This is a genomic window from Streptococcus cristatus ATCC 51100, from assembly GCF_000222765.1.
Taxonomy (GTDB): Bacteria; Bacillota; Bacilli; order Lactobacillales; family Streptococcaceae; genus Streptococcus; species Streptococcus cristatus.
The window spans coordinates 186787-210012 of record NZ_AFUE01000008.1; the positions used below are offsets into that span (position 1 = coordinate 186787).

Genomic DNA, 23226 nt, shown 5'->3' on the forward strand with positions numbered 1-23226 from the left:
GACTGAAGATGGTGTTAGAAAATTGATTCATGAGGGCCTGTTCTCCACCTTGATGAAATAGCGGTCTTCTCCCAGCTCAATCAGCTCGACTGGCTGAGGATAAAATCGATCCATGACCTCTTTTTGAAAAATTTCTTCTTTAGGACCTTGGGCTATAATTTCACCTTCTTTTAGGAGCAGGACATGATCCATAGCAGCAGTGATTTCCTCTACATGGTGGGTGACATAGAGGATGGTTGGAGCCTGGTCCATCTGTGTAATCATACCAATTTGATCCAGCAGGCTCTCGCGGGCAAAGAGATCCAGACCGCTGGTCGCTTCATCTAAGATAAGCAATTCTGGTTTTTCCATGAGACTGCGGGCAATCAGCAAGAGCTGTTTTTCCCCTTGAGACAGACTGGCGTAGCTTCGGCCAATCAATTCTTGCCCGCCAATGGAAGCCAGCATTTCCCTAGCTTGGTTCAGTTCTTCTTGTCCGTAAGGAGCATAGAGAATACTGCTTTTATACTTGCCTGTCAGGACGACTTCTTCGGCAGTGAGATGGCTAGGAAGGCGTTCAGCAATGAAGGAGCCAACTACTCCAATCCTAGTTCGCAGCTGAGGAATGTCGCCGGCGCCAAATTCCGTATCCAGAACCGTCACCTTGCCCTGGGTCTTCCAATGTTCAGCCATAAGCAAGCGCAGGAGAGTAGACTTTCCTGAGCCGTTGAGACCGAGAATGGCCCAATGCTCTCCCTTTTTCACCTGCCAGTTGAGATCCTTTAAGATAGTTCGGCCTTGTTTGGCCAAACTTACATTTTCTAGTTTGATAACTTTTTCCATTTTTACTCTTTCTTTCGTTAAATCTTCTTTATTATAACAAAATTTAGGATAAAATAACCGATAGGAGGAGTCAGATGTTTTATAAAAGTAAGTTGATGTAGGTCCTTTTGCTAATGATTATCTTCTTTATCTGGTGTCAGATGAGGATCTTCCTATTATCATCATGGTACTCTTGCTCTTATCCAGCAATATCTATGGTGTACTAGAGATGATCGAGGCAATCCCGACTTATTCTATCCTCAAAAAAATCGCCAAGTTCTTGGTTAATCGCTATGATAATCACAAGGAAACCCAGCAGCAGAAGAAGAACGAAGAGCTTGGAATCGATTGATTCCAGAGTCTCGAGACCAGAAATAAGACGGAAGAAGGACCTTCCGTCTTATTTTCATTATGGCTTCAAGCCAGTTTTTCTCGTAGAGAAAAACAAGAAAACCACCAGCTAAGCTGGTAGCTGCTAAGGATTTGACCTTTCATTTCTTTTTCCTAGTAGAATCTATTTGTTCAGGTAAGACAAAGGAGGAAAAGGAAATGGCTAAAACCAGTTGCAGTTTATCACATACCAAATGGATGTGCAAATATCGTATCATCTTTACCCCCAAGTATCGCAGAAAAACCATTTACTACAAAATAAGACGAGATCCCATTGAGATCTTTTGTCATCTATGTCAATACAAAGGTGTGGAAATTACTGAGAGACAGATGATACCAGATCATGTTCACATGCTTGTCTTGATCCCTCCAAAACTTACGATTTTTGATTTCACGGGGTATTTGATAAATATGTAAGTATCGTTGGCCCAAACGGAAAGACAGTTGCCAAATATGTTCGCGAGCAAGAGAAAAAAGGAATTGTCCTTGAAAGGTTAAGTGCTAAAGCGTTCTTAGATGGTAGTTTTAGAACAAGATAAAAGCCCGTTGTTACGGGCATTAGTCAAGTAATGATAGCTATTTTCCTGCTATCTATTAGACCAGGTTCTTGGTAGGAATAGAAGCAGGATAGGATAGATTTCTAAACGTCCTGCAATCATGGCAAGAGAAAGTAGGAATTTAGAAAATGGGCTATAGATAGAGAAGGTATCGGTTGTCCCAATCATTGGTCCGATATTATTGAAACAGCTGATGACAGCACTGGTAACAGTCATTAGATTGTTATTGTCCAGACTGATGATGAAAATCAAAGCTGCGATAATCAAAATATAAACAGCTAAATATTTGAGAACCTTGTGTTGGGTATCTTTATCCAAAACAGCACCGTTGATATGCATGGTTAGAACGCGGTTTGGCGAAAGTGTGGAAAGGATTTGGTTTTTAGCGATGCGACCGATGATAATGGCACGGATTACTTTGAAACCGCCAGCGGTGGAGCCAGCAGAACCTCCTAGACACATGAGCAGCAGCAGAATGACTTGTGAGAAGAGGGGCCATTGCACAGTGTCTCCATAGCCGAATCCTGTCGTAGTAATGATGTTGGAAACTTGGAAAAATGAAATTTCTAAGCTTTTAGCAAATTCCCCGTAAATATGGAGAACATTGAAGCTAATCAAAATAGTGGCAGTGAGGACAATCCAGAGATAGCCTTTCAACTCCTCGTCATGAAAACAGGCTTTAAATCTTCGAATCAAGAGATAATAGTAGAGATTGAAGTTTACCCCAAAGGTCAGAACGCCAAAGCTGACAAGGTAGGTGATTAGAGAACTGTTGTAGTGGGCGATTCCGTCGTTAAAGACAGTGAAGCCTCCTGTACCAGCCGTTCCCATTGCGATGACGATACTATCAAAGAGTGGCATGCCGGCGAGGAAATAAAGAAAGGCAAAAAGGGCAAAGAGCGCTAGATAGATAATATAAAGAATCTGGGCGGTGTTTCTTAATTTCGACACAACCTTACCAAAGACTGGTCCAGGAACTTCCGCTTTCATGACCTCTAAGTGGCCATTTTTGGCATTGTCCATGATGGCTAAGGCAAAGACCAGCACCCCCATTCCTCCAATCAAGTGGGTAAAACTACGCCAAAAGAGGAGCGAGTGGGAAAGGACAGATACATCATTTAAAATCGTAGCACCAGTAGTGGTAAAGCCAGAGCTAACTTCAAAGAAAGCATCAATTAGATTAGGAATCTGGCCAGAAAAGACAAAAGGCAGAGCGCCAAAGAAGGACCAGAGAATCCAGCAAAGGGCAACAATCAGTACCCCTTCCTTGGTGTAAATGTGGGCATCCTTAGGCTTAAAGGCTGAACCTAATCCACCCAAAATCACTAAAATAATCATTGTAGCGCCGATCGAAAGGAAGACTTCAAGATCTTCACGGTAGATCAGGGCAACGATTGTTGGAACCAACAAGAGAGCTGCTTCGATGAGCAGGAGTTTAGAGAGGAGAAAGCGAATCATAGGTCTATTCATGGGGCTACCTCTCTAACAAATCGTAAATCTTATCGATGTTTTGAATCAAGGTTGTCACGATGATCTTATCTCCGACTTCCAAATAGTCGTCTCCACTTGGGAAGATGGCTACGCCTTGACGAATGATAGCAGCAATCAGCACCCCGCTCCTCAATTTGAGCTGAGAAAGAGGCTGTTCGATCATTTTATTTCCTTCGTTGATCTGGAATTGGAGTGTTTCAATCTGGCCATTTGCTACATGGTGCAAGGCTTCTAGGCTGGAGAATTGCGCATTATTCCGTCCGCGGATAAAGTGCATAATGGTATCAACCGCAATCCCTTTTGGCGTGACAATACTTGCGAAGTCTTGATTGTCAATAATCTCGAGGAGACTTGTCCGGTTGATCTTGGTAATGTTTTTTTGAACTCCAAGATTATTGAGGAACATTGAGGTGATGATATTCTCTTCATCGACGCCTGTCAGAGTAGCTATTGCATCGTAATGCGCAGCTCTTTCCTCGAGTAGAATATCTTTGGCTGTACCGTCTCCATTGACCACGTAGAGCTCAGGGAATTCTTGGCTGAAGAACTCTGCCCGCTGGCGATTGATCTCGACGACCTTGAGCTCAATCTTGCTATTTTTGAGAATGTTTAATAGATAATAGGCAATCTTACCTGCCCCGATAATCATGAGACTCTTGATGACTCTTGGCCGGATTTTATTGTGGAAGCGGACAATTTCTGAACGATTTCCAGTCAGGAAGATTTTATCAGATGGCTGCAAGGTGAAATCACCATCTGGAATGCTGAGTTTTCCTTCTCTCTCAATAGCACAGATAATAACGTGGGGGAAATGCTTCCTAAATTGTGAGAGATTCATTTGGCAGAGATGACTTTCTGGCTTGATTTTGAACTCCATCAAGGTCACTCGGCCATTGGCAAAATGCTCCAATGACAGGGCATTAGGAAAATCAATAATATTGGCAATATAACGGGCAGCTAGGAGTTCAGGATTGACCATCAGAGAGAAGCCTAGAATATTTTTTCTTTAAAATAAGCATTTGAGTATTCAGGATTTCTCACACGGACAATGGTTTCTTTGGCCCCCATTTTCTTTGCGAGAACGGCTGAAACCATGTTAACCTCATCCTGCTCAGTCATGGCAATAAAGATATCGCAGTGGGCAACATCTGCTTGCTCCAAGATTTTAAAATTCGCACCATTTCCAACGATGCCCATAATATCGTAACGTTTTGTAATATGATTTAGAACAGCTTCATTTTGTTCAATTAAAACGACATCATGCTTTTCAGCAACGAGCGAGCGACAAAGGGCGGCTCCGACTTTCCCGCTTCCGACGACGATAATTTTCATATTATTCCTCCCGAATATGTATCTATCATACCTTTTTTTATATAAAATTTCATCTATAAATCTCAATAAAGTCGTTTTTTACAGAATAGTAAGCTGTTTCAAAAGAAATCCTACAAAAATCTCACTTTTTGAGGTCATTTTTATTGACTTGTCGGAAGAAAATGATATACTAGGAAGGTACCCTCATTGATTTACATCAAACCTGTTGTGATGTAAGTTAATGATGCCTTAACCACGCTGTTTGCTGAGCTTGACTCCGGGCAGTGTGGCTATTTTTTTATTCTAATGAAAATCAGGAAAAAATCATGTCTCAGCAAAATCATATCGTCCTTTTTGAACCACAAATTCCGCAGAATACAGGCAATATTGCTCGTACTTGTGCAGCGACCAATTCTCCCCTCCATATCATCAAGCCCATGGGCTTTCCCATTGATGACCGTAAGATGAAGCGGGCAGGGCTGGATTATTGGGATAAGCTAGATATTAGCTTCTATGAGAGTCTGGATGACTTTATGAAGCAGATGGACGGACGGCTCTATCTGATTTCTAAGTTTGCCGAGAAGGTCTACTCGGAGGAGAATTTCTCAGCAGAAGGGCCACATTATTTCATGTTTGGTCGTGAGGATACAGGCTTACCAGAGGAATTTATGCGCCAGCATCCAGAAAAGGCCTTGCGCATTCCCATGAATGACCAGCATGTCCGCAGCTTAAATGTCTCTAATACGGTCTGCATGATTGTTTACGAAGCCTTGCGGCAGCAGAACTTTGCAGGGCTGGACTTGGTACATGAGTATGAAGCGGATAAGTTGAAGTAAAAGAAAAATAGTTGAATTGAAATAATATTTATTACATCAATCAAAAAGCTTGCTCTGGCAGGCTTTTTTTGTTATGATAAGAGTGTCTTCAGGGCAGGGTGAAATTCCCGACCGGCGGTAAATTTGACTAGCTATTTTAGCTTTCTCGTCGTTGTCTTGTCTCGATATACTTTAAGTATGATCTTCGACTGCGACGCCTAGATAAATCTAAAATATCTTAGCCAAATAAGTCCGCGAGCGAAAGCTGATGTGGTGCGATTCCACAACCGACAGTATAGTCTGGATGGGAGAAGACGAAAGGCGTTATTGCCTGGCCGGTTGGTCGTTTTAATTTTATTTTAAGGGGTATTTTATATACTCTTATAAATTCTGAAAGGATTTTTCGGGCCTTGTGTTAACAGCCTTCCAGCTTCTCTAATTTTTATAAATTGGAGGAACCTGTTATGACAAATACGCGCAAAATGGCGATAGTTGCGGCTTTATCTGCACTATCTTTCCTGCTCATGTTCTATCAAATCCCTTTGGTAGCCGATTTTCTAAAATTGGATTTTTCGATTATTCCGATTTTATTAGCCTTGGTTCTCTTGGATTTTAAGAGTTCTGTAGCAGTTCTGCTCATCCGCTCTGTTTTAAAATTGTCCTTAAATGGTCATGGAGTGGAAACCTTGATCGGTTTGCCAATCAATATTGTGGCGATTCTGGTCTATGTCATCTTCTTTGCTCTTTTCTGGGAAAAGAAGAGAGATTTGATGAGCTATCTGCTTGCATCTTTCCTAGGAATTCTTTCCTTGACTGCAAGTATGCTAGCGCTGAATGCTTTTTATGCCATTCCGCTTTATGCTCGTTTTGCAAACTTTGATATCGGTCAGATGATTGGTGTAAGTAAGTATCTGCTGACCATGATTGTTCCCTTTAACCTATTAGAAGGAGTAATCTGGGCGGTGGCTTTCTGGCTAATTTACACGCTTTTGACGCCCGTTCTAAAACGCTATGAAAAATAAACAATCTTATCTAACAAAGGGCTCTTTTGCCCTTTTACTTTTCGTCATACTAGGCTACATGGTCAAGTTTTATCCAGAGCAGCTAACCAGCTTTGACACTCCGATTCAGACCTGGCTGCGGGGAGACTTGCCTGTAGCTTTGACGACATTTTTTAAACTGGTCACCAGTTTCATTGACCCGCTAGGAATTATTATCTGGGTGTCTGCCCTTGTCCTATTTTTCCTTTATAAAAAATGGAAGCTGGAAGCTGCCTTGCTGGCGGGAAATCTGGTCTTACATGGGATTTTGATTAAGCTGATTAAACTCGTCTACCACAGAAGTCGGCCCAGTATTTTGCATTTGGTCGAAGAGGGAGGCTATTCTTTCCCAAGTGGGCATGCCATGGCGACAGCCATTGTGGTGGGGACTTTGATCATTATCGTCCAGCAACGGATGCAAAATCAACAAATTAAGCGTCTGGTACAGGGCTTGCTCTTGCTCTTTATCTTGACCATTATGGCATCCAGAGTCTATCTGGGCGTGCACTATCCGACAGATGTAATCGGAGGAGCCTTGATGGGCTTTGCCATTCTCAATATCGAATTTCCTTTTTATGACAAGCTGCGCTTTCAGTGGCGTTTCAGGAGAAAGCAGAAATAAATAGAGATGAGAAAGGTTGGCTTTGCCAGCCTTTTTGTCTTGACAAAGGAGGCCTCTTCTTTTAAGATAAGAGCAAGTGAGGTGAAGAGGAGGTTATACGTTTTGAATCCAGAAATCATCAAGTCGGTTTTAGCTCTTGTGGATGAGATTCCCTCTGGGCGCGTGGCGACCTATGGTCAGATTGCCCGTTTGATTGGGCGGCCTAAAAATGCCCGCTTGGTGGGGAAGATACTCAGTCAGTCGGAGTTTTATGGCGGCAAGCATCCTTGCCATCGGGTGGTCAATGCAGCAGGTCGTCTGACACCGGGCTGGGAAGAGCAAGCGCACTCGCTTTGGGCAGAGGGAGTGGACTTGAAGGCCAATGGCTGTGTGGACCTCAAGCATTATCAGTGGGAGCGATGAGTTTCTTCTTTCTTGATGAAAGAGGAAATTTTTGTTTCTAGGTCCTTTTTTGTGGTAGAATGGAAGGTATGAAATCTTACAATTCTTTGAATGATTATTATCGAAAACTTTTTGGAGAAAAGACCTTTAAGGTGCCCATTGATGCGGGCTTTGACTGTCCCAATCGGGATGGTACGGTGGCGCATGGAGGCTGCACCTTCTGTACTGTTTCGGGTTCTGGTGATGCCATCGTGGCGCCTGATGCGCCCATTCGGGAGCAGTTCTATAAGGAAATTGACTTTATGCACCGCAAGTGGCCAGATGTTCGCAAGTATCTGGTCTATTTCCAGAACTTCACCAATACCCATGAGAAGCTTGAGGTGATCCGTGATCGTTATGAGCAAGCCATCAACGAGCCAGGTGTCGTTGGCCTCAATATCGGAACTCGGCCCGACTGTTTGCCCGACGAGACCATTGCCTACTTGGCTGATCTGTCTGAGCGCATGCATGTGACCGTGGAGCTGGGCCTTCAGACTACCTACGAGGAGACCTCAGACCTCATCAACCGCGCCCATTCTTATGAGCTTTATGTGGAAACAGTCCAGCGGGTTCGTAAGCTGGCTCCCAAGGCAGAGATTGTTTCTCACTTGATCAATGGTCTGCCGGGAGAGACCCATGAGATGATGCTGGAGAATGTCCGCCGCTGTGTGACGGATAATGACATTCAGGGGATTAAGCTTCACTTGCTTCACTTGATGACTAATACCCGCATGCAGCGGGATTATCATGAGGGGCGACTGCAGCTGCTCAGCCAGGAGGAATATGTCTCCATCGTCTGCGACCAGCTGGAGATTATCCCCGAGCATATCGTCATCCACCGTATCACAGGCGATGCTCCGCGAGATATGTTGATTGGCCCCATGTGGAGCCTCAATAAATGGGAAGTTCTCAATGCCATCGAGGCAGAAATGCGTCGTCGTGGCAGCAAGCAAGGCTGTAAAGCAAAGGAGCAGAGATTCGTATGTTAAGACCTTTACAGATGGCCCATGCCTTTTTGGCAGAAGTTGTGACCAAGGAAGATGTCGTAGTGGATGCTACGATGGGCAATGGACATGACACCCTCTTTCTGGCTCAGTTGGCCAAGCAAGTCTATGCTTTTGACATTCAGGAGCAGGCTGTGGAAAAGACCCGCCAGCGCTTGGCAGAAGCTGGCTTGGACAATGCTCAGCTAATCTTGGCTGGCCATGAGACTCTGGACCAATACACAGACCATTTCAAGGCTGCTATTTTTAATCTTGGCTACTTGCCTTCGGCGGACAAGTCTGTCATTACTCGACCTGCTACGACGCTGGAAGCTCTGGAAAAGGTCTGCCGGGGCTTGGAAAAAGGCGGCCGTGCAGCTATCATGATTTACTATGGGCATGAAGGTGGCGAAGTTGAAAAAGATGCGGTGCTAGACTTCGTTAGTCAACTGCCCCAGCAGGACTTCACCGTTGCCCTTTACAAGACCATCAATCAGATTAATAACCCGCCTTTTTTGGTTATGATTGAGAAATTAAAAGAAAAATAAGGTTTCCAAAGTTGTTAAAAATTTTCTGAGGAATCATTTGGAGAAAAATGGATAAACAATATTTGCATGAAAAATTAGCTGGCTTACGAAACAAATACGTCGAGTCTGCCAATGAAGAAATGACTGTTGGCCTTTTGGACGAGGCCAAAATGAATAAAAAAATGCTGCGAATCAAGAAAAAATTGGTGAATCTAGAGATGGAGCGCTGCCAAAAGATGATTGAGCACCGCGACCTATCCAAAATTGATCAAAAGATTTCAGCGCAAAAAGAATTGTTTAAAGAGTGCTGCCAGCAGAGATAAAGGATGTTCAAAGTGGAAATCCTTCTCTACACGATTGTTTTTTTGCTCCTATTGGTTGTATCGAATGTGACCAATCGCTTGCTGCCCCAGCTTCCTTTACCTCTAGTGCAAATTGTGCTAGGAATTTCGCTTGGTTTTCTCCTTCCTCAGGGGAAATTTCATTTAGATACAGAGCTATTTTTGGCCTTGGTAATCGGGCCATTGCTCTTTCGGGAGGCTGAGGAAAGCAATATTACCAGTATTCTCAAGCACTGGCGAATCATTTTGTATTTGATTTTTCCAGTTATCTTTATTTCAACGGTTGGTTTGGGCTATCTGGCTCATCTTCTCTGGGGGGCCTTGCCCTTGGCGGCCTGTGTTGCCGTAGGAGCCGCTTTGGGGCCGACAGACTTGGTTGCCTTTGCTTCCCTATCAGAGCGTTTTTCCTTCCCCAAGCGGGTGGAAAATATCCTAAAAGGAGAGGGATTGCTTAACGATGCGTCTGGTCTAGTTGCTTTTCGTGTGGCTCTTTTGGCCTGGACTACAGGAAGTTTTTCCCTAGGAAAAGCTAGTATTTCCTTAGTTCTTTCCATTATCGGTGGTTTTGCCGTCGGGATGGCCAGCGCAGCTCTTAATCGCTGGTTGCATAAACTGCTGATGAGTGCCCAAGTATCAGATATTGCCAGTGAGCTCTTGCTGGAGCTGAGCCTACCCTTGGTCACCTTCTTTTTAGCAGAGGAAATCCATGTTTCAGGGATTATCGCAGTAGTCGTCGCAGGTATCTTTAAGGCCAGTCGCTTCAAGCGGATTACGCTTTTGGAAGCTCAGGTGGATTCGGTCACGGAAACCATCTGGAATACAGTGAACTTCATGCTCAATGGCTCTGTTTTTATCATCTTAGGAATAGAGCTGGAGATGATTGCAGAGCCAATTTTAAAGAGCCCGATTTACGATAATCTCTTGCTACTCGTGAGCATTGTTCTTTTGACTTTCTTGCTCTTTGCTCTTCGGTTTATCATGTTGTTCACTTTTTACTTCATTCGAATCAGAAGATTGCACAAGAATTTTGGAAACTACCTGAAGGAAATGCTGCTGCTGACCTTTTCAGGTGTCAAAGGAACCGTCTCCATTGCGACTATTCTTTTGATTCCGAGTCAATTGGAGCAAGATCATCCTTTGTTGCTTTTCTTGGTTGCAGGTGTCACCTTTCTGAGCTTTCTGACAGGTTTACTCACTCTTCCTCATCTGTCTGAGGAAATAGAAGAGGAAGCTGAGCACCTCATGCACATTGCTATTTTAAATGAAGTGGTGAGTGAGCTGGAAGCAGGCCTCAAGCAAGCTAAGGCTAAGGCACCTCTCTATGCGGCTATTGACAATTACCATGGTCGTATCGAAAACCTAATCCTTGAACAGGAAGACAAGGCTACTCAGCGAGACTTGGCAGCTCTGAAATTATTGATTTTGAGTATCGAAAATGATGGTTTGGAGCAAGCTTTTGAGGAAGGAAAAATCAGTGACCGTAGCTATCACCTTTATCAGCGTTACCTACATAATATTGAGCAGGGCATCAATCGAAACTTAGTTTCTCGCTTTACCTATATGTTTCTCGTTACGCTGCGCGTGTTGCGTATGTTGCTCCATGAAATCGTCACCCTTGGTGCTAGATGGCGCTCTTGGAGGCAAGGTGGAGCTAAGTATCTAACTGCTGAGGATATGGAGGATATAGCAGAGCTTTATCTGTCCAATACCGAAGTCATTATCGAAAGTTTGGAACACCTAAAAGGAATCTACAAGCCCTCGCTGATTACATTCTTGCAGGAATCTCGACTAAGAGAAACGGAGATTATCGGCAGCGGTGCCTTCATCGAGCGGGTTATTACGCGCATCAAGCCTAACAACATCTCAGAAATGATCTGGGGCTATTATCTAGAAAGAAAAATTATCTTTGAATATGAGAAAAAGAAATTGATCTCAAGTAGCTATGCAAAACGCCTGCGCCAAAATGTCAATAATTTAGAAAATTACTCACTGAAAGAGAGAGCCAACACCCTACCTTATGACATGGTTAATTACGCTAGAGAGCGCTAGAAGATAAGGCTATCCAGTGAGCTCCACTAAAAATTAAATAGAATTCAAAAAGAGAACGGAATACTTTGTCCGTTCTCTTCTTGCTTTGTTTTTAAAAGTTTATCAAGACGCAGAGCTAAAATCAGTTAGCTTTGGCTTTCATCGAGCTTGGTTTTTTCTGCTTCAGCCTTTTTGGCTGATTTGATGAGAATTTTTCCATTGCTAGTCATGATAGCTTTGAGATCTTTTTCGCTTGGATTTTCCAGATAAAAGTCAGTAATAGCATCTTCGATATGATCCTGAATGGTACGGCGCAGTGGGCGAGCGCCCATTTTTGGATCGTAGCCTAGGTCAACCAATTTTTCCTTGACCTTCTCCGTAACATCCAGATGAATGTCATTGGTTGCCAAACGTTGATTAACATCGTCCAGCATAAGGTTGACGATTTGCAGCAGGTTGTCCTTGCTGAGTGGCTTGAATTCGATAATGCCGTCAAAGCGGTTCATAAACTCAGGACTGAAGAAGTTGCCCAATTCACCCAAGACGGAATTGGTACGGCCTTCACGAGCTGCCCCAAAGCCAACGCTGGCTTCAGCTTTGCCAGTTCCGGCATTGGATGTCATGATGATAATGGTGTCCTTGAAGCTGACAGTCCGACCTTGACCATCGGTCAGGCGGCCATCATCCAGAACCTGCAGGAACATATGCATGACATCAGGATGGGCCTTTTCTACCTCATCCAACAGAATGAGCGAGTAGGGATTGCGACGGACGCGCTCAGTCAACTGACCCGCTTCCTCGTATCCGACGTAGCCTGGAGGCGCACCGACCAGCTTGGCCACGCTGTGTTTCTCCATATATTCACTCATATCAAAGCGAATCATGCTGTCAGCCGAGCCAAAGAGCTCAATGGCTAGTTGCTTAGACAGCTCAGTCTTACCGACACCAGTTGGGCCGACAAAGAGGAAGCTTCCGATTGGGCGATTAGGACTTCCTAGTCCGACCCGGTTGCGGCGGATGGCCTTGGCAATCTTATCCACGGCATCATCTTGGCCGATGACATGAGCCTTTAAGTCGCTAGCGAGATTGATTAGTTGAGACTGTTCCTTTTCTTTGAGATCGCCAACTGGAATATTGGTCTTTTGCTCTACGATGTGCTCAATCGTTTTCTCGCTGATAATTGGGATATCGTTATCCAGCACGCTCGTCTTCTGAAGTTCCTTGTATTTGGCAATCTGGTCACGGAAGTAAGCCGCCTTCTCGAAATCTTCGTCACGGGTTGCCTGAGCCTTGAGGTTTTCGGCCTCAATAAGACGCTGGTCAATGACCTTGGGATCAACAAAGTTGAGGGTCAGATTCATCTTAGAACCAGCCTCATCCAAGAGGTCGATAGCCTTGTCTGGCAGGAAGCGATCTTGGATGTAGCGGTTGGAGAGAAGTGCCGCAGCTTCAATGGCCGCGTCTGTGTACTTGACATGATGGTAGTCTTCGTATTTTTTCTGAATCCCTTTGAGGATGGTAATCGTTTCCTCTACTGTTGGCTCGTCGACCTTAACGGGCTGCATGCGGCGCTCGAGGGCAGCATCCTTCTCAATGATACGGTATTCATTGAGGGTAGTAGCCCCAACCATTTGGAGTTCTCCGCGAGCCAAAGCTGGTTTGAGGATATTTCCAGCGTCCATATTGCCATCGCCAGCAGATCCAGCTCCTACGATTTCATGGATTTCATCAATAAAGAGAATGACATCTTGACGAGAACGAATCTCGTCCATGAGCTTCTGCATCCGCTCTTCAAATTGACCACGGATACCAGTCCCTTGTACTAGGCTGACAACGTCTAGGCGGATAACTTCCTTGTCTTGGAGTTTATGAGGTACATCACCATCAACAATCTTCTGGGCCAAGCCTTCGACCACGGCTGTTTTTCCGACACCGGGTTCCCCGATAAGGACAGGATTGTTCTTGGTGCGGCGGTTGAGGATTTCAATGACACGAGTAATCTCTTCGTCCCGACCGATGACAGGGTCAATTTCTCCTTTACGGGCGATCTCAGTCACATTGATACCAAACTCTTCTAGGAGACCTTTTGGCTTTTGCGGAGCCTGTTGGCGTGCTCCGCCTCCATGATTGGAATTGCCACCATAGCCACCGCCACCGTAGCCTCCTCCAGATTGAGTTGGCGGGATATTTGGATTTGGTTCTTGGGGTTGTTGAAAATTACCAAGACTGTTAAAGAAATCGTCAATAGGATCAATTCCTTGGTTGTTAGCCTGAGTCAGTCCTCGAAAAAGGCTATTGTTAGGGTCTGTCTTCATGATTTGATAGCAGTTTTGACAAAGGTCAATCTGCTGTTTATTTCCGTTTACATTTGTATAGAGATGGATGGTTGATTCATTGATTTTACAATTTTGACAAAGCATATTCTACCTCTTTCTTTGGCCGTAGATCCACCTATTTTTAAATGGTCAAAAATAGTCAAAGTATTATAGTTTCATTATATCAGTATTCTTGCACAATGCAAGAATTTACTACAAAATCCTCCCTGAGACTGATTTTTTGAGAAATTATAGCGCGAAAAAGAGAAAAAAATGGTCTTTTACTGGTATTTCAGTTTCTTTTTATGGTAAAATAGGAGAGAAGCAAGTAAATAGGAGAAATAAAATGGAATCACATTTAGTTAGAATCATCAATCGTTTGGAAGCTATGGCCAAAGATGGTGGAAATTTAAAACGTAATTTTGAACGTGAAGGAGTAGTTGTTGCCGAAGTGGCGTACAGCTACGACGAAGAAAACGGACCAATTTTTACTCTGCGTGATGTGGCAGCGCGTGAGACTTATACTTTCGATAGTATTGACTTGATTGCCATGGAAATTTATGAATTATTATACTAAAAAGCAGACTTCTGCTTTTTTATTTTGCTCGTCAAGCTCAGTCTTTAATTTTATAACTTTATATAAGAAAAATGTATAAGTGGGACAAGAGGATTTCTGATATAATGAATAAATATAGTGAAAAAGAAATGAGAAAAGAATGGCAAACATTATTGACGGGAAAGCTTTAGCAGAAAAGCTTCAAGCGAAACTTGCAGAAAAAACAGCAAAGTTAAAAGCAGAGACAGGTCAGGAACCTGGTTTAGTGGTGATTCTGGTGGGCGACAATCCAGCCAGTCAGGTTTATGTGAGAAATAAAGAGCGATCTGCTCTAGCTGCAGGCTTCCGCAGTGAAGTTGTGCGCCTGCCTGAGTCAACGAGTCAGGAAGAATTGCTGACCTTGATTGCTAAATATAATCAGGATCCAGCTTGGCACGGAATCCTAGTCCAGCTTCCTTTGCCAGCCCACATTGACGATGAAGCGGTTTTATTAGCCATTGATCCAGATAAGGATGTAGATGGCTTTCATCCGACTAATATGGGGCGACTTTGGTCAGGACATCCCTTGATGATCCCTTCTACACCAGCAGGAATCATGGAAATGTTCCGCGAATATAAGGTGGACTTGGAAGGAAAGAATGCGGTGGTGATTGGCCGTAGCAATATTGTCGGTAAACCCATGGCTCAGCTTCTGTTGTCTAAAAATGCGACCGTTACTTTGACGCACTCGAGGACCCATCATTTAGCAAAAATTGCAAAGAAAGCTGATATTTTAGTGGTGGCTATCGGACGAGGACACTTTGTAACCAAGGACTTTGTCAAGGAGGGAGCTGTCGTTATCGATGTCGGCATGAACCGGGATGAAAATGGCAAGCTGATTGGCGATGTTAAATTTGACGAAGTGGCAGAAGTGGCTAGTCTCATTACTCCGGTTCCAAAGGGAGTTGGACCGATGACCATTACCATGCTAATGGAACAGACTTACCAGGCCTTTGTTAGAAGTTTGGAGAAATAATAGAAAAGTAGCATTAGGCTGATCAATTTCTTATTTCAATTGCTTTTTCGTTAACTTGTTGCTAGTGGTATTAGACAAGAAACTCTAGAAATAGTCTAAAGCGAGGCTGGGTCAAACGTTCCTCCTCGTTTTGTCATAGGAGAATCTAGCTTTTTTATAGGTAGCCTGCCTGATTTTTCTAAATTTTGAAAACATAAGAGAAAACCGTGAAAGCGTTTGGAATTAGTTGGAAAATACAGTATAATAAGATTAGAAAAAGAAACTAGAGGAGGCTTCTCATGGCAGTAAAAGATTTTATGACACGCAAGGTTGTATACATTAGCCCAGACACAACGATTGCGCATGCGGCAGACATTATGCGCGACCAAAAATTGCACCGCTTGCCCGTGATTGAAAATGATAAGCTGGTGGGTCTTGTGACAGAAGGAACAATCGCAGAAGCAAGTCCATCAAAGGCAACGAGCCTATCTATTTATGAAATGAACTATCTTCTGAATAAAACCAAAGTAAAAGATGTGATGATTCACGATGTCGTTACGATTTCCCAGTATGCTAGTCTGGAAGATGCGACTTATTTGATGCTGAAAAATAAAATTGGAATCTTACCAGTTGTTGACAATGAGCAGGTCTATGGAATCATTACGGATCGCGACATTTTCAAAGCTTTTCTAGAAGTTTCTGGTTATGGCGAAAAGGGCGTTCGAATGCGCTTTGTCACAGAAGACGAGGTTGGTGTCCTATCGCATATTATCGCCTTACTTGTCGAAGAAAACCTCAATATTTCAAACACAGTTAATATTCCTCGTAAGGACGGTAAAGTTGTCATTGAGGTACAAATTGACGGAGACATTGACTTGGTTTCCTTGAAGTCCAAGTTTGAAGTACACAATATAAAAGTAGAAGATATTACCCGCACTAGCGCAAAAGTTTTATAAAGTTAGAGAGAGTGGGACAGAAATCGGTAATTCGTTAGAATTCGATTTCGTCGTCCCACCTCCGCACAGTTGAGTAGGGCTGTAAAAGCTGATGAAATCAGCGTAGTAGAGCCCACTCAACCACTGCGTCTTGCTCGACAATCCAAAGACAATTGAGAGGCTAGGACTTTTGTCCCAGCCTCATTTTCTTGCCAATTGGCTTCCTAAGATGGTATAATCAAGGAACTGCAATCAATGATAGAGGAGAAAAGATGAGTATTTTAGAAGTGAAAAATCTCAGCCACGGTTTTGGTGACCGGGCTATTTTTGAGGATGTATCCTTCCGTCTGCTCAAGGGAGAGCATATCGGCTTAGTCGGTGCCAATGGTGAGGGAAAGTCAACCTTTATGAGCATTGTGACGGGTAAAATGCTGCCAGACGAAGGCAAGGTCGAGTGGTCCAAGTATGTGACGGCTGGCTATCTGGACCAGCATGCCGTGCTGGAGCAGGGCCAAACTGTCCGCGATGTGCTACGGACAGCCTTTGACGAGCTGTTCAAGACAGAGACCCGCATCAATGATATCTATATGAGCATGGCTGAGGATGGAGCGGATGTGGATGCCCTTATGGAAGAAGTGGGCGAGCTACAGGATCGCTTGGAGAGCCGGGATTTCTATACACTAGATGCTAAGATTGACGAAGTCGCGCGAGCACTAGGCGTCATGGACTACGGTATGGAAAGCGATGTGACAGAGCTATCTGGTGGGCAGCGGACTAAGGTTCTCTTGGCCAAGCTGCTTCTGGAAAAACCGGATATCTTACTCTTGGACGAGCCAACCAACTATCTGGATGCGGAGCATATTGACTGGCTCAAGCGCTATCTCCAAAACTATGAAAATGCCTTTGTTCTGATTTCCCACGATATTCCTTTCTTGAACGATGTGATCAATATCGTTTACCATGTAGAAAATCAGCAGTTGACCCGCTATTCTGGGGATTATTACCAATTCTTAGAGGTCTATGAGATGAAAAAATCTCAGCTGGAAGCGGCCTATGAGCGTCAACAGAAAGAAATTGCGGACCTTAAGGACTTTGTAGCTCGTAATAAAGCCCGTGTGGCAACTCGTAATATGGCCATGTCCCGCCAGAAAAAGCTGGATAAGATGGATATTATTGAGCTACAAAGTGAGAAGCCAAAGCCTACCTTTGATTTCAAGCCTGCCCGCACACCTGGCCGCTTTATCTTCCAAGCCAAGGATTTGCAGATTGGGTATGATCGTCCGCTAACCCAACCCCTTAATCTGACCTTTGAGCGCAATCAGAAGGTGGCCATCATCGGGGCAAATGGGATTGGGAAAACAACCCTACTCAAGAGTTTGCTGGGGATTATCCCGCCTATCGCAGGTCAAGTTGAGTGCGGAGACTATCTGGAGCTGGGATATTTCGAGCAGGAAGTGGAAGGCGGCAATCGCCAGACACCGCTCGAAGCAGTCTGGAATGCCTTTCCAGCTCTAAATCAAGCAGAAGTCCGAGCGGCTCTGGCCAGATGTGGATTGACTTCCAAGCATATTGAGAGTCAGATCCAGGTTCTTTCAGGTGGCGAGCAGGCCAAGGTTCGACTTTGCCTCCTCATGAACCGAGAAAATAATGTTCTGGTGCTGGACGAGCCGACTAACCACTTGGATGTAGATGCCAAGGAGGAGCTAAAGCGCGCTCTGAAAGAATACAAGGGCAGCATCCTCATGGTCTGCCACGAGCCTGATTTCTATGAAGGCTGGATGGATCAGATCTGGGATTTCAATCAACTAATTTAAAAAGCTATTAAGGCGGTTTTGCTTGCAGAGACAAGGGTGTCTTCTCAGTTACTTGCAAGCAGCCGTTTTTAATAGCTTTAGTTTTTAATACTTGATAGTTGTAAATGCAACTATTTCGCGTTATGCTTCTTCTTGTTGGGAGTTTTGGATTTTCTGTAAGATATGATCCAACTGAAAGAGTTCAGATGAAGTCAGATGATGCAGACTAGCCTGAATATATCTGTCCTCGTAGCCAATCAGCTTATCATATACTTTTAGTGCAGGAGTCAGTGGATAGAGCTCCTTAAATTTCTTATTCTCTTGCTTGGTCTTCTTGATAATCAAGCCTCGTTCCTCCAGCTTTCTTAGAGAGCGGCTCAGGGTAGTCTTGTCAATCTGAACCAGTTCTGCCAGCTGAGATTGATGGATGGCGGGGTGTTCGACAATGCGAGTAAGAATGAGAAAGAGATTATTATCAAGCCCGTATTGGCTAGCTTCTTGATTCATTTTCATCATAGCTTGACGGGAGATGAATCCCATTTGACGAAATAACTGACGATAATCCATAAGAACTCCTTTGATAGTTGCATTTACAATGATTATATAATAAAGCAAGGACGGAAACAAGTATGTGGCATAAAAAATATTTGAACGAGTTGGATACACTAGAGTTTTACAAGATTCTAAAACTGCGGATCGATACCTTTGTCGTCGAGCAAGAGCGAATCTACCATAAATTGGATGAAAAAGACTTAAAAGCTGTTCACATTTTTCATGTTAATAAACAAGAGGAAATAGATGCCTATGCCCGCGTGTTTGAGAAAGCTGAAAAAGTCGTTTTTGGTCGACTTGTGACGGCCTCGTCAGCCAGAGGAAAGGGTTTGGGGAGTAGATTGGTAGAGGAAATCTTGATTCTTTGTGAGAAAGAATGGCTTGGAAAAATCATTGAAATTGAAGCCCAGGAGCAAGTCGTAGGGTTCTATGAAAAATTCGGCTTTGTAACTCAAGGAGAGCCCTTTATCTTTGAATCGACGCCTCATATCAAAATGATTTACAAAAAATAAAAAAATCCAGTTGATGAACCGCTCATAGTGACGGTGTCTCAACTGGATTTTATTTTTTAAAACATAGAGTATTCATCGGCTAACATGACCGTCTCTCTGCCGTTATTATCCACAACGTAGATCATGCGAGGGTAGAATGGGTCAAATTTATAGGTGAAATCAAAGGAGATGAGTGTATCGAGATGGTCCTCAGAGAAGCGAAAAGTCAGCTTCCCTTCGTTATTGATCAATTCGAAGCGAATCAGGTTATTCAGGGGAAAGACATCTTTAAGGAAGTTGTCGATAATGTACCAGAAAGTGTCAATCACATCATCTGGCAAGCTAGTGATAACGCCAAAGCTGGCATAGCGACCACGAGTATTGGTAAAAGCCATGAGACTCACTCCTTTCTGGAAACCTAGCTGCGGTAGACCAAATATCAGTCATTTAGTGTGACACAGCAATATTGTTGGTTCTATCATACAAGAAATAAGTAGGAATTGCAAGAAATTGCTTCCTTGCTGGACGGAGGTATTTTGAGAAAGAGAGCAAGAAAAAAGAGCTTGCGCTCTTTGACAACTTTATCGATTCTTTAGTTCAACATAACGTTTGTACCAAATTTTCACATAAGCATCGGAGAAGGGACCGCGTTCGTTGTTGATCCAGTCAACCAGAATCTTAACGTTTTCCTTGAGAATGAAATCCAAATCATCCGAATAGTTCATTTGCCTTTTATGACGCTCATACTCTTCCACATCAAGCAGCCGTTTTTCTCCGTCTGTGAAGACCTTGACATCTAAATCATAGTCGATGTACTTGAGGGCTTCGTTGTCCAGATAGTAGGGGCTGGCAAGGTTGCAGTAGTATGAAGTGCCATTGTCACGAATCATGGCAATGATATTAAACCAATATTTCTTATGAAAATAGACAATGGCAGGCTCTCGTGTTACCCAACGCCGGCCATCACTTTCTGTTACCAGTGTGTGGTCATTAACGCCAATAATGGCATTTTCTGTTGTCTTTAGTACCATGGTATCTCGCCAAGTGCGGTGAAGATTCCCATCATGCTTATAACTTTGAATTGTAATAAAGTCGCCTTCTTTGGGAAGTTTCATAACCTACCAACTTTCTACAATTTTTAAGTTTATCCTCTTTATTGTAACATATTTTCATAAAAATGCCTAAGTTTTCATAGAAAATCTTAAAGATATTCTCTCAGAGCGCTGGCAATGTCCGAAAAATCATAGCCTTTGCGGGCCAAAGCTTGGGTCAGACGCTGTTTTAAGTCATAGCCGTCGTACTTTTTGGAGTACTTGCGGTATTGCTTGTCTAGCTCTTTGTAGAGCAGCTCTTGTTGGTTTTCTTGGTCTTCTTCGATGTCTAAATGTTGATAAGCCTCTTTGGCTTGTCCATAGGAAAATCCTTTGTTTATCAGGGCTTGGAGAATTTTATCTTGCAGCGCCTTGCTGGGAAGCTTGCCTTGGTATTTTTTGAGCAATTTTTCGGCAACTCGTTCAGCTACTTCAGCGAAATCAAATTGTCTTAGCTCTTCTTCGATAATAGTGCTAGAAATCCCTTTTTGACTGAGTTTTTGCTTGAGAACAAAAGCGCCCTTGTCGCCAGTGAGAAGGTTGGATTGAATAAAAGAATTGGCATATTTTCTGTCGTTGATCCAATTTTCTTTTTTCAAAGCGTCTAAAACCTGGCTGATAATTTCTGGCTGGATATCGTTCTGGGTCAGATAGTCCTTGACTTCCTTGGCAGTTCTTTGCTTGAAGGAGAGATGGTAGAGGGCTAGATTTTTGCCGTAGGAGAATTGGGCATAGTGTTGAATTTCTGATAGCTCCTGCTCTGTGATTTCCATTCCTTTAGACAGCATGAAGCGGACAATGGTGTCTTCGGTGATATAGAGCTTTTTACTATCGTCCATCTCCAAGAGGTAGAGTCTTTTCTTCTTTTCGATTTTTGTGATTTTCATAGAGAATTTTGGTAAAGTCCTTTCTTTTAGCCAAATGCTTCAAAGGCAGCAATCAAGCGCAGCTTGTCTGTATCAACATTCTTCCGGCCATAGTAGTCGAGAAAGAGCTCTGCATATTGAGGGTCAGATAAATTATAAGTAAGGGACCAGATCGCCCAGTAAAGGTCAATGTGGTGATCGCTAAAGCCTGCGAGTCCAACGTCAATGAAGCAGGAAAAGTTTGCTGCGTCTTTCAGAATGAAATTGGGCAAACAGGCGTCTCCGTGAATCAAGGCGTCCGCTGTTAGTAGATGTCCCTGTTCTTGGATAAGTTGATATGCTTCCTTACGGCTTTGGATGTGAAATTGAGGCAGCAAGGCTTTTTGATAAAAGCAACCTTTCTGATAATTTTCCTCTGCCTGCTCTTTATAGTGTTGGAGGCGATGCTGGATTGGGAAATGCTGGGGTTGGATGCTGTGAAGTTTTTTGAGTGCGGCAGCCATTGTTTGGCAAAGCTCTTCTGGCTGTTGAAGAAAGGCTAGGGCGTCCTTGCCCTCGGCTTCTCTAGTCAGCAGGTAGTCATGATCTGCTGATAGGTAGTGAGTGACAGGCACACCGAGTTCTTGCTTCTCAAACCATTTGGCAAGTGTGGCTTCTTGGGCTAACTGGCCTTTTTGGTCAATTTTCAAATAATAGCCCGTATCGGCATAGAAAACACGGGCACTTGAATGTGAGGAGCTGTCGTAAAAGTTGGCTCCCTCTAGATAAGTTCGGATTTGCTCAGGGAAATGGACTAGTGGAAGGGATATTTTTTCTGCTTTCATACTTTTATTGTAACATATTCTCAACGAATCGACTCTAGCATGGTATAATAGAGGCATGAATGTAAAAGTGAAGCAAAGAATCCCTCTCAAAATCAAGAAAATGGGAATCAATGGGGAAGGGATTGGATTTTATAAGAAAACGCTGGTCTTTGTGCCGGGGGCTTTGAAGGGCGAAGAAGTTTACTGTCAGGTGACCAAGGTGCAGCGGAATTTTATCGAGGCCAAGCTCCTCACAATCAACAAACGGTCAAAATTTCGGGTGGAAGCGCCGTGTGAGATTTATGAAAGCTGCGGAGGCTGTCAAATCATGCACCTCCACTATGACAAGCAGTTGGAATTTAAGGAAGACTTGCTGCGTCAGGCTCTGAAAAAGTTTGCGCCAGCTGGCTACGAAAATTATGAAATCCGTCCGACCATTGGTATGCAGGAGCCGCTCTATTATAGAGCCAAGCTGCAGTTTCAGACTCGGAAATTTAAGGATGAGGTCAAGGCAGGGCTCTATGCCCAGAATTCCCACTATCTGGTCTCGCTGAAAAACTGTCTGGTTCAGGACAAGGTAACGCAGGCTATTGTCAATAAGGTAGCTCGGCTTTTAGGTAAATACAGACTGCCCATCTACGATGAGCGCAAGACAACTGGAGTGCGTACCGTCATGATTCGCAGAGCCAGAAAGACGGGTCAGGTGCAGATGATTTTTGTAACAGGGCGCAAGCTAGATTTTTCTCTAGTCGTTCGAGACCTAGTGGCTGAATTTCCTGAGTTGGAGACAGTGGCGGTTAATTATCATACGAGCAAGTCCAGTGAGATTTACGGGGATAAGACAGAGATTATCTGGGGCGAGGAGGCTATCCAAGAAGGAGTGTTGGATTATGAGTTCTCCCTGTCGCCTCGGGCTTTCTATCAGCTCAATCCTGAGCAGACAGAGGTGCTCTATGGGGAGGCGGTTAAGGCGCTGGATGTGACGGAAGAAGACCATTTGATTGACGCCTATTGCGGAGTGGGGACCATCGGCTTTGCCTTTGCTAAAAGGGTTAAATCTTTGCGGGGCATGGACATCATCCCTGAAGCGATTGAAGATGCTAAACGCAATGCGAAACGAATGGGATTTGATAATACGCTCTACGAGGCTGGAACGGCAGAGGAGATTATTCCTCGCTGGTATGCTGAGGGCTATCGGGCGAATGCCTTGATTGTCGACCCGCCGCGAACGGGTCTTGACGATAAGCTGCTGGAGACGATTGTCCGCTATGCACCTGAAAAGATGGTCTACGTTTCCTGCAATGTTTCAACTCTGGCTCGGGATTTGGTCAAACTCTGTCAGGTCTACGATGTCCACTACATCCAGTCGGTTGATATGTTTCCACATACCGCTCGGACGGAAGCAGTAGTGAAATTGGTCAAAAAAGACAAGTAAAAGAGCGATTTATTTAGAAACAAGCCTAAATGAACAGCAAAAGAGGCTGGGACAAAAGTCCTAGCCTCT

General features: G+C 43.8%; 22 protein-coding genes, 3 pseudogenes and 1 riboswitch. Of the genes and pseudogenes, 16 read left to right on the forward strand and 9 right to left on the reverse strand.

Annotated features, from left to right (window positions below; genetic code table 11):
- Positions 1 to 27 precede the first annotated feature (27 nt).
- Positions 28 to 822 carry an ABC transporter ATP-binding protein gene (locus tag HMPREF9960_RS07620; RefSeq protein ID WP_005590889.1) on the reverse strand — a complete coding sequence of 265 codons (795 nt, stop codon included), beginning with the start codon at positions 820 to 822 and terminating at the stop codon, positions 28 to 30.
- 151 nt (positions 823 to 973) lie between these two features.
- On the opposite strand from HMPREF9960_RS07620, the pseudogene HMPREF9960_RS07625 reads away from it, so the two are divergent.
- Both HMPREF9960_RS07625 and tnpA read left to right on the forward strand, forming a co-directional pair.
- Positions 974 to 1153 (forward strand): annotated as a pseudogene (locus HMPREF9960_RS07625) (hypothetical protein); the annotation flags it as partial.
- 197 nt (positions 1154 to 1350) lie between these two features.
- Positions 1351 to 1730 (forward strand): annotated as a pseudogene (gene tnpA / locus HMPREF9960_RS07630) (IS200/IS605 family transposase).
- A gap of 48 nt (positions 1731 to 1778) precedes the next feature.
- Here the strand turns inward: tnpA and HMPREF9960_RS07635 are convergent.
- Positions 1779 to 3218, reverse strand: a complete 1440-nt coding sequence (locus HMPREF9960_RS07635; protein WP_005590886.1) for a TrkH family potassium uptake protein — start codon at positions 3216 to 3218, stop codon at positions 1779 to 1781.
- 4 nt (positions 3219 to 3222) lie between these two features.
- Positions 3223 to 4571 (reverse strand): annotated as a pseudogene (gene trkA, locus HMPREF9960_RS07640) (Trk system potassium transporter TrkA).
- A 305-nt stretch (positions 4572 to 4876) separates the two neighbouring features.
- On the opposite strand from trkA, the gene HMPREF9960_RS07645 reads away from it, so the two are divergent.
- The 8 genes from HMPREF9960_RS07645 to HMPREF9960_RS07680 all read left to right on the forward strand — a co-directional run bounded on the left by HMPREF9960_RS07645 (position 4877) and on the right by HMPREF9960_RS07680 (position 11347).
- Positions 4877 to 5386 carry a tRNA (cytidine(34)-2'-O)-methyltransferase gene (locus tag HMPREF9960_RS07645; protein ID WP_005592409.1) on the forward strand — a complete coding sequence of 170 codons (510 nt, stop codon included), beginning with the start codon at positions 4877 to 4879 and terminating at the stop codon, positions 5384 to 5386.
- Positions 5387 to 5466: 80 nt separating this feature from the next.
- Positions 5467 to 5685: riboswitch (FMN riboswitch) on the forward strand.
- A gap of 144 nt (positions 5686 to 5829) precedes the next feature.
- Complete coding sequence (locus tag HMPREF9960_RS07650) at positions 5830 to 6387, forward strand: ECF transporter S component (protein WP_005590881.1); 558 nt, start codon at positions 5830 to 5832, stop codon at positions 6385 to 6387.
- Positions 6377 to 7027 (forward strand): phosphatase PAP2 family protein, encoded by a 651-nt coding sequence (locus HMPREF9960_RS07655; protein ID WP_005590879.1) that lies wholly within the window; start codon positions 6377 to 6379, stop codon positions 7025 to 7027. Before HMPREF9960_RS07650 ends, HMPREF9960_RS07655 begins: the two co-directional genes overlap by 11 nt.
- Positions 7028 to 7129: 102 nt before the next feature.
- Positions 7130 to 7429, forward strand: a complete 300-nt coding sequence (locus tag HMPREF9960_RS07660; RefSeq protein ID WP_005590877.1) for an MGMT family protein — start codon at positions 7130 to 7132, stop codon at positions 7427 to 7429.
- 59 nt (positions 7430 to 7488) lie between these two features.
- On the forward strand, positions 7489 to 8436 hold the full coding sequence (mnmL, locus tag HMPREF9960_RS07665) for a tRNA modification radical SAM protein MnmL/YtqA (protein WP_005590875.1): 948 nt from the start codon (positions 7489 to 7491) through the stop codon (positions 8434 to 8436).
- Positions 8430 to 8978, forward strand: coding sequence for a tRNA 5-(aminomethyl)-2-thiouridylate-methyltransferase MnmM (gene mnmM / locus HMPREF9960_RS07670; protein ID WP_005590873.1), 549 nt, complete (start codon positions 8430 to 8432; stop codon positions 8976 to 8978). Before mnmL ends, mnmM begins: the two co-directional genes overlap by 7 nt.
- Before the next feature lie 47 nt (positions 8979 to 9025).
- The gene (locus HMPREF9960_RS07675) at positions 9026 to 9280 is read left to right on the forward strand and encodes a hypothetical protein (RefSeq protein ID WP_005590872.1); all 255 of its coding nucleotides are present in this window, start codon (positions 9026 to 9028) and stop codon (positions 9278 to 9280) included.
- 12 nt (positions 9281 to 9292) lie between these two features.
- Entirely contained in the window at positions 9293 to 11347 is a 2055-nt protein-coding gene (locus HMPREF9960_RS07680; RefSeq protein ID WP_048791894.1) for a cation:proton antiporter, read from the forward strand.
- A gap of 125 nt (positions 11348 to 11472) precedes the next feature.
- Here HMPREF9960_RS07680 and HMPREF9960_RS07685 read toward each other — a convergent pair whose 3' ends face one another.
- Entirely contained in the window at positions 11473 to 13746 is a 2274-nt protein-coding gene (locus HMPREF9960_RS07685) for an ATP-dependent Clp protease ATP-binding subunit (protein ID WP_005590869.1), read from the reverse strand.
- 241 nt (positions 13747 to 13987) lie between these two features.
- Here HMPREF9960_RS07685 and HMPREF9960_RS07690 point away from each other — a divergent pair, with 241 nt between their 5' ends.
- From HMPREF9960_RS07690 to HMPREF9960_RS07705, 4 genes are all read left to right on the forward strand, one after another.
- Entirely contained in the window at positions 13988 to 14218 is a 231-nt protein-coding gene (locus tag HMPREF9960_RS07690; RefSeq protein WP_005592360.1) for a DUF1797 family protein, read from the forward strand.
- Positions 14219 to 14357: 139 nt separating this feature from the next.
- On the forward strand, positions 14358 to 15212 hold the full coding sequence (locus tag HMPREF9960_RS07695) for a bifunctional methylenetetrahydrofolate dehydrogenase/methenyltetrahydrofolate cyclohydrolase (protein WP_005590867.1): 855 nt from the start codon (positions 14358 to 14360) through the stop codon (positions 15210 to 15212).
- Between the two features lie 278 nt (positions 15213 to 15490).
- Positions 15491 to 16147, forward strand: coding sequence for a CBS domain-containing protein (locus HMPREF9960_RS07700; protein WP_005590866.1), 657 nt, complete (start codon positions 15491 to 15493; stop codon positions 16145 to 16147).
- 251 nt (positions 16148 to 16398) lie between these two features.
- On the forward strand, positions 16399 to 17940 hold the full coding sequence (locus tag HMPREF9960_RS07705; protein ID WP_005592326.1) for an ABC-F family ATP-binding cassette domain-containing protein: 1542 nt from the start codon (positions 16399 to 16401) through the stop codon (positions 17938 to 17940).
- Positions 17941 to 18060: 120 nt separating this feature from the next.
- Here the strand turns inward: HMPREF9960_RS07705 and HMPREF9960_RS07710 are convergent, their stop codons facing one another.
- Entirely contained in the window at positions 18061 to 18486 is a 426-nt protein-coding gene (locus HMPREF9960_RS07710) for a MarR family winged helix-turn-helix transcriptional regulator (protein ID WP_005592332.1), read from the reverse strand.
- Positions 18487 to 18548: 62 nt separating this feature from the next.
- Between HMPREF9960_RS07710 and HMPREF9960_RS07715 the strand changes: the two genes are divergently transcribed.
- Positions 18549 to 18983, forward strand: a complete 435-nt coding sequence (locus HMPREF9960_RS07715) for a GNAT family N-acetyltransferase (RefSeq protein ID WP_005590862.1) — start codon at positions 18549 to 18551, stop codon at positions 18981 to 18983.
- Positions 18984 to 19039: 56 nt separating this feature from the next.
- Here HMPREF9960_RS07715 and HMPREF9960_RS07720 read toward each other — a convergent pair whose 3' ends face one another.
- The 4 genes from HMPREF9960_RS07720 to HMPREF9960_RS07735 all read right to left on the reverse strand — a co-directional run bounded on the left by HMPREF9960_RS07720 (position 19040) and on the right by HMPREF9960_RS07735 (position 21743).
- The gene (locus tag HMPREF9960_RS07720; RefSeq protein ID WP_005590860.1) at positions 19040 to 19357 is read right to left on the reverse strand and encodes a DUF960 domain-containing protein; all 318 of its coding nucleotides are present in this window, start codon (positions 19355 to 19357) and stop codon (positions 19040 to 19042) included.
- A 186-nt stretch (positions 19358 to 19543) separates the two neighbouring features.
- Positions 19544 to 20077 (reverse strand): nucleoside tri-diphosphate phosphatase, encoded by a 534-nt coding sequence (ntdP, locus tag HMPREF9960_RS07725; protein ID WP_005590859.1) that lies wholly within the window; start codon positions 20075 to 20077, stop codon positions 19544 to 19546.
- A gap of 86 nt (positions 20078 to 20163) precedes the next feature.
- The gene (recX, locus tag HMPREF9960_RS07730; protein ID WP_005590857.1) at positions 20164 to 20940 is read right to left on the reverse strand and encodes a recombination regulator RecX; all 777 of its coding nucleotides are present in this window, start codon (positions 20938 to 20940) and stop codon (positions 20164 to 20166) included.
- 26 nt (positions 20941 to 20966) lie between these two features.
- Positions 20967 to 21743: an aminoglycoside 3'-phosphotransferase gene (locus HMPREF9960_RS07735; RefSeq protein ID WP_005592368.1), complete on the reverse strand. Its 777-nt coding sequence runs from the start codon at positions 21741 to 21743 to the stop codon at positions 20967 to 20969.
- Positions 21744 to 21798: 55 nt separating this feature from the next.
- Here HMPREF9960_RS07735 and rlmD point away from each other — a divergent pair, with 55 nt between their 5' ends.
- Positions 21799 to 23157, forward strand: coding sequence for a 23S rRNA (uracil(1939)-C(5))-methyltransferase RlmD (rlmD, locus tag HMPREF9960_RS07740; RefSeq protein WP_005590853.1), 1359 nt, complete (start codon positions 21799 to 21801; stop codon positions 23155 to 23157).
- The last annotated feature ends 69 nt before the right edge of the window (positions 23158 to 23226 follow it).

Excerpts from the sequence above, each read along its gene's own strand:
- HMPREF9960_RS07620 (WP_005590889.1), bottom strand. The coding sequence starts at position 822 with ATGGAAAAAGTTATCAAACTAGAAAATGTAAGTTTGGCCAAACAAGGC.
- HMPREF9960_RS07635 (WP_005590886.1), bottom strand. The coding sequence starts at position 3,218 with ATGAATAGACCTATGATTCGCTTTCTCCTCTCTAAACTCCTGCTCATC.
- HMPREF9960_RS07645 (WP_005592409.1), top strand. The coding sequence starts at position 4,877 with ATGTCTCAGCAAAATCATATCGTCCTTTTTGAACCACAAATTCCGCAG.
- HMPREF9960_RS07650 (WP_005590881.1), top strand. The coding sequence starts at position 5,830 with ATGACAAATACGCGCAAAATGGCGATAGTTGCGGCTTTATCTGCACTA.
- HMPREF9960_RS07655 (WP_005590879.1), top strand. The coding sequence starts at position 6,377 with ATGAAAAATAAACAATCTTATCTAACAAAGGGCTCTTTTGCCCTTTTA.
- mnmL (WP_005590875.1), top strand. The coding sequence starts at position 7,489 with ATGGAAGGTATGAAATCTTACAATTCTTTGAATGATTATTATCGAAAA.
- mnmM (WP_005590873.1), top strand. The coding sequence starts at position 8,430 with ATGTTAAGACCTTTACAGATGGCCCATGCCTTTTTGGCAGAAGTTGTG.
- HMPREF9960_RS07675 (WP_005590872.1), top strand. The coding sequence starts at position 9,026 with ATGGATAAACAATATTTGCATGAAAAATTAGCTGGCTTACGAAACAAA.
- HMPREF9960_RS07685 (WP_005590869.1), bottom strand. The coding sequence starts at position 13,746 with ATGCTTTGTCAAAATTGTAAAATCAATGAATCAACCATCCATCTCTAT.
- HMPREF9960_RS07690 (WP_005592360.1), top strand. The coding sequence starts at position 13,988 with ATGGAATCACATTTAGTTAGAATCATCAATCGTTTGGAAGCTATGGCC.
- HMPREF9960_RS07695 (WP_005590867.1), top strand. The coding sequence starts at position 14,358 with ATGGCAAACATTATTGACGGGAAAGCTTTAGCAGAAAAGCTTCAAGCG.
- HMPREF9960_RS07700 (WP_005590866.1), top strand. The coding sequence starts at position 15,491 with ATGGCAGTAAAAGATTTTATGACACGCAAGGTTGTATACATTAGCCCA.
- HMPREF9960_RS07705 (WP_005592326.1), top strand. The coding sequence starts at position 16,399 with ATGAGTATTTTAGAAGTGAAAAATCTCAGCCACGGTTTTGGTGACCGG.
- HMPREF9960_RS07710 (WP_005592332.1), bottom strand. The coding sequence starts at position 18,486 with ATGGATTATCGTCAGTTATTTCGTCAAATGGGATTCATCTCCCGTCAA.
- HMPREF9960_RS07715 (WP_005590862.1), top strand. The coding sequence starts at position 18,549 with ATGTGGCATAAAAAATATTTGAACGAGTTGGATACACTAGAGTTTTAC.
- HMPREF9960_RS07720 (WP_005590860.1), bottom strand. The coding sequence starts at position 19,357 with ATGGCTTTTACCAATACTCGTGGTCGCTATGCCAGCTTTGGCGTTATC.
- ntdP (WP_005590859.1), bottom strand. The coding sequence starts at position 20,077 with ATGAAACTTCCCAAAGAAGGCGACTTTATTACAATTCAAAGTTATAAG.
- recX (WP_005590857.1), bottom strand. The coding sequence starts at position 20,940 with ATGAAAATCACAAAAATCGAAAAGAAGAAAAGACTCTACCTCTTGGAG.
- HMPREF9960_RS07735 (WP_005592368.1), bottom strand. The coding sequence starts at position 21,743 with ATGAAAGCAGAAAAAATATCCCTTCCACTAGTCCATTTCCCTGAGCAA.
- rlmD (WP_005590853.1), top strand. The coding sequence starts at position 21,799 with ATGAATGTAAAAGTGAAGCAAAGAATCCCTCTCAAAATCAAGAAAATG.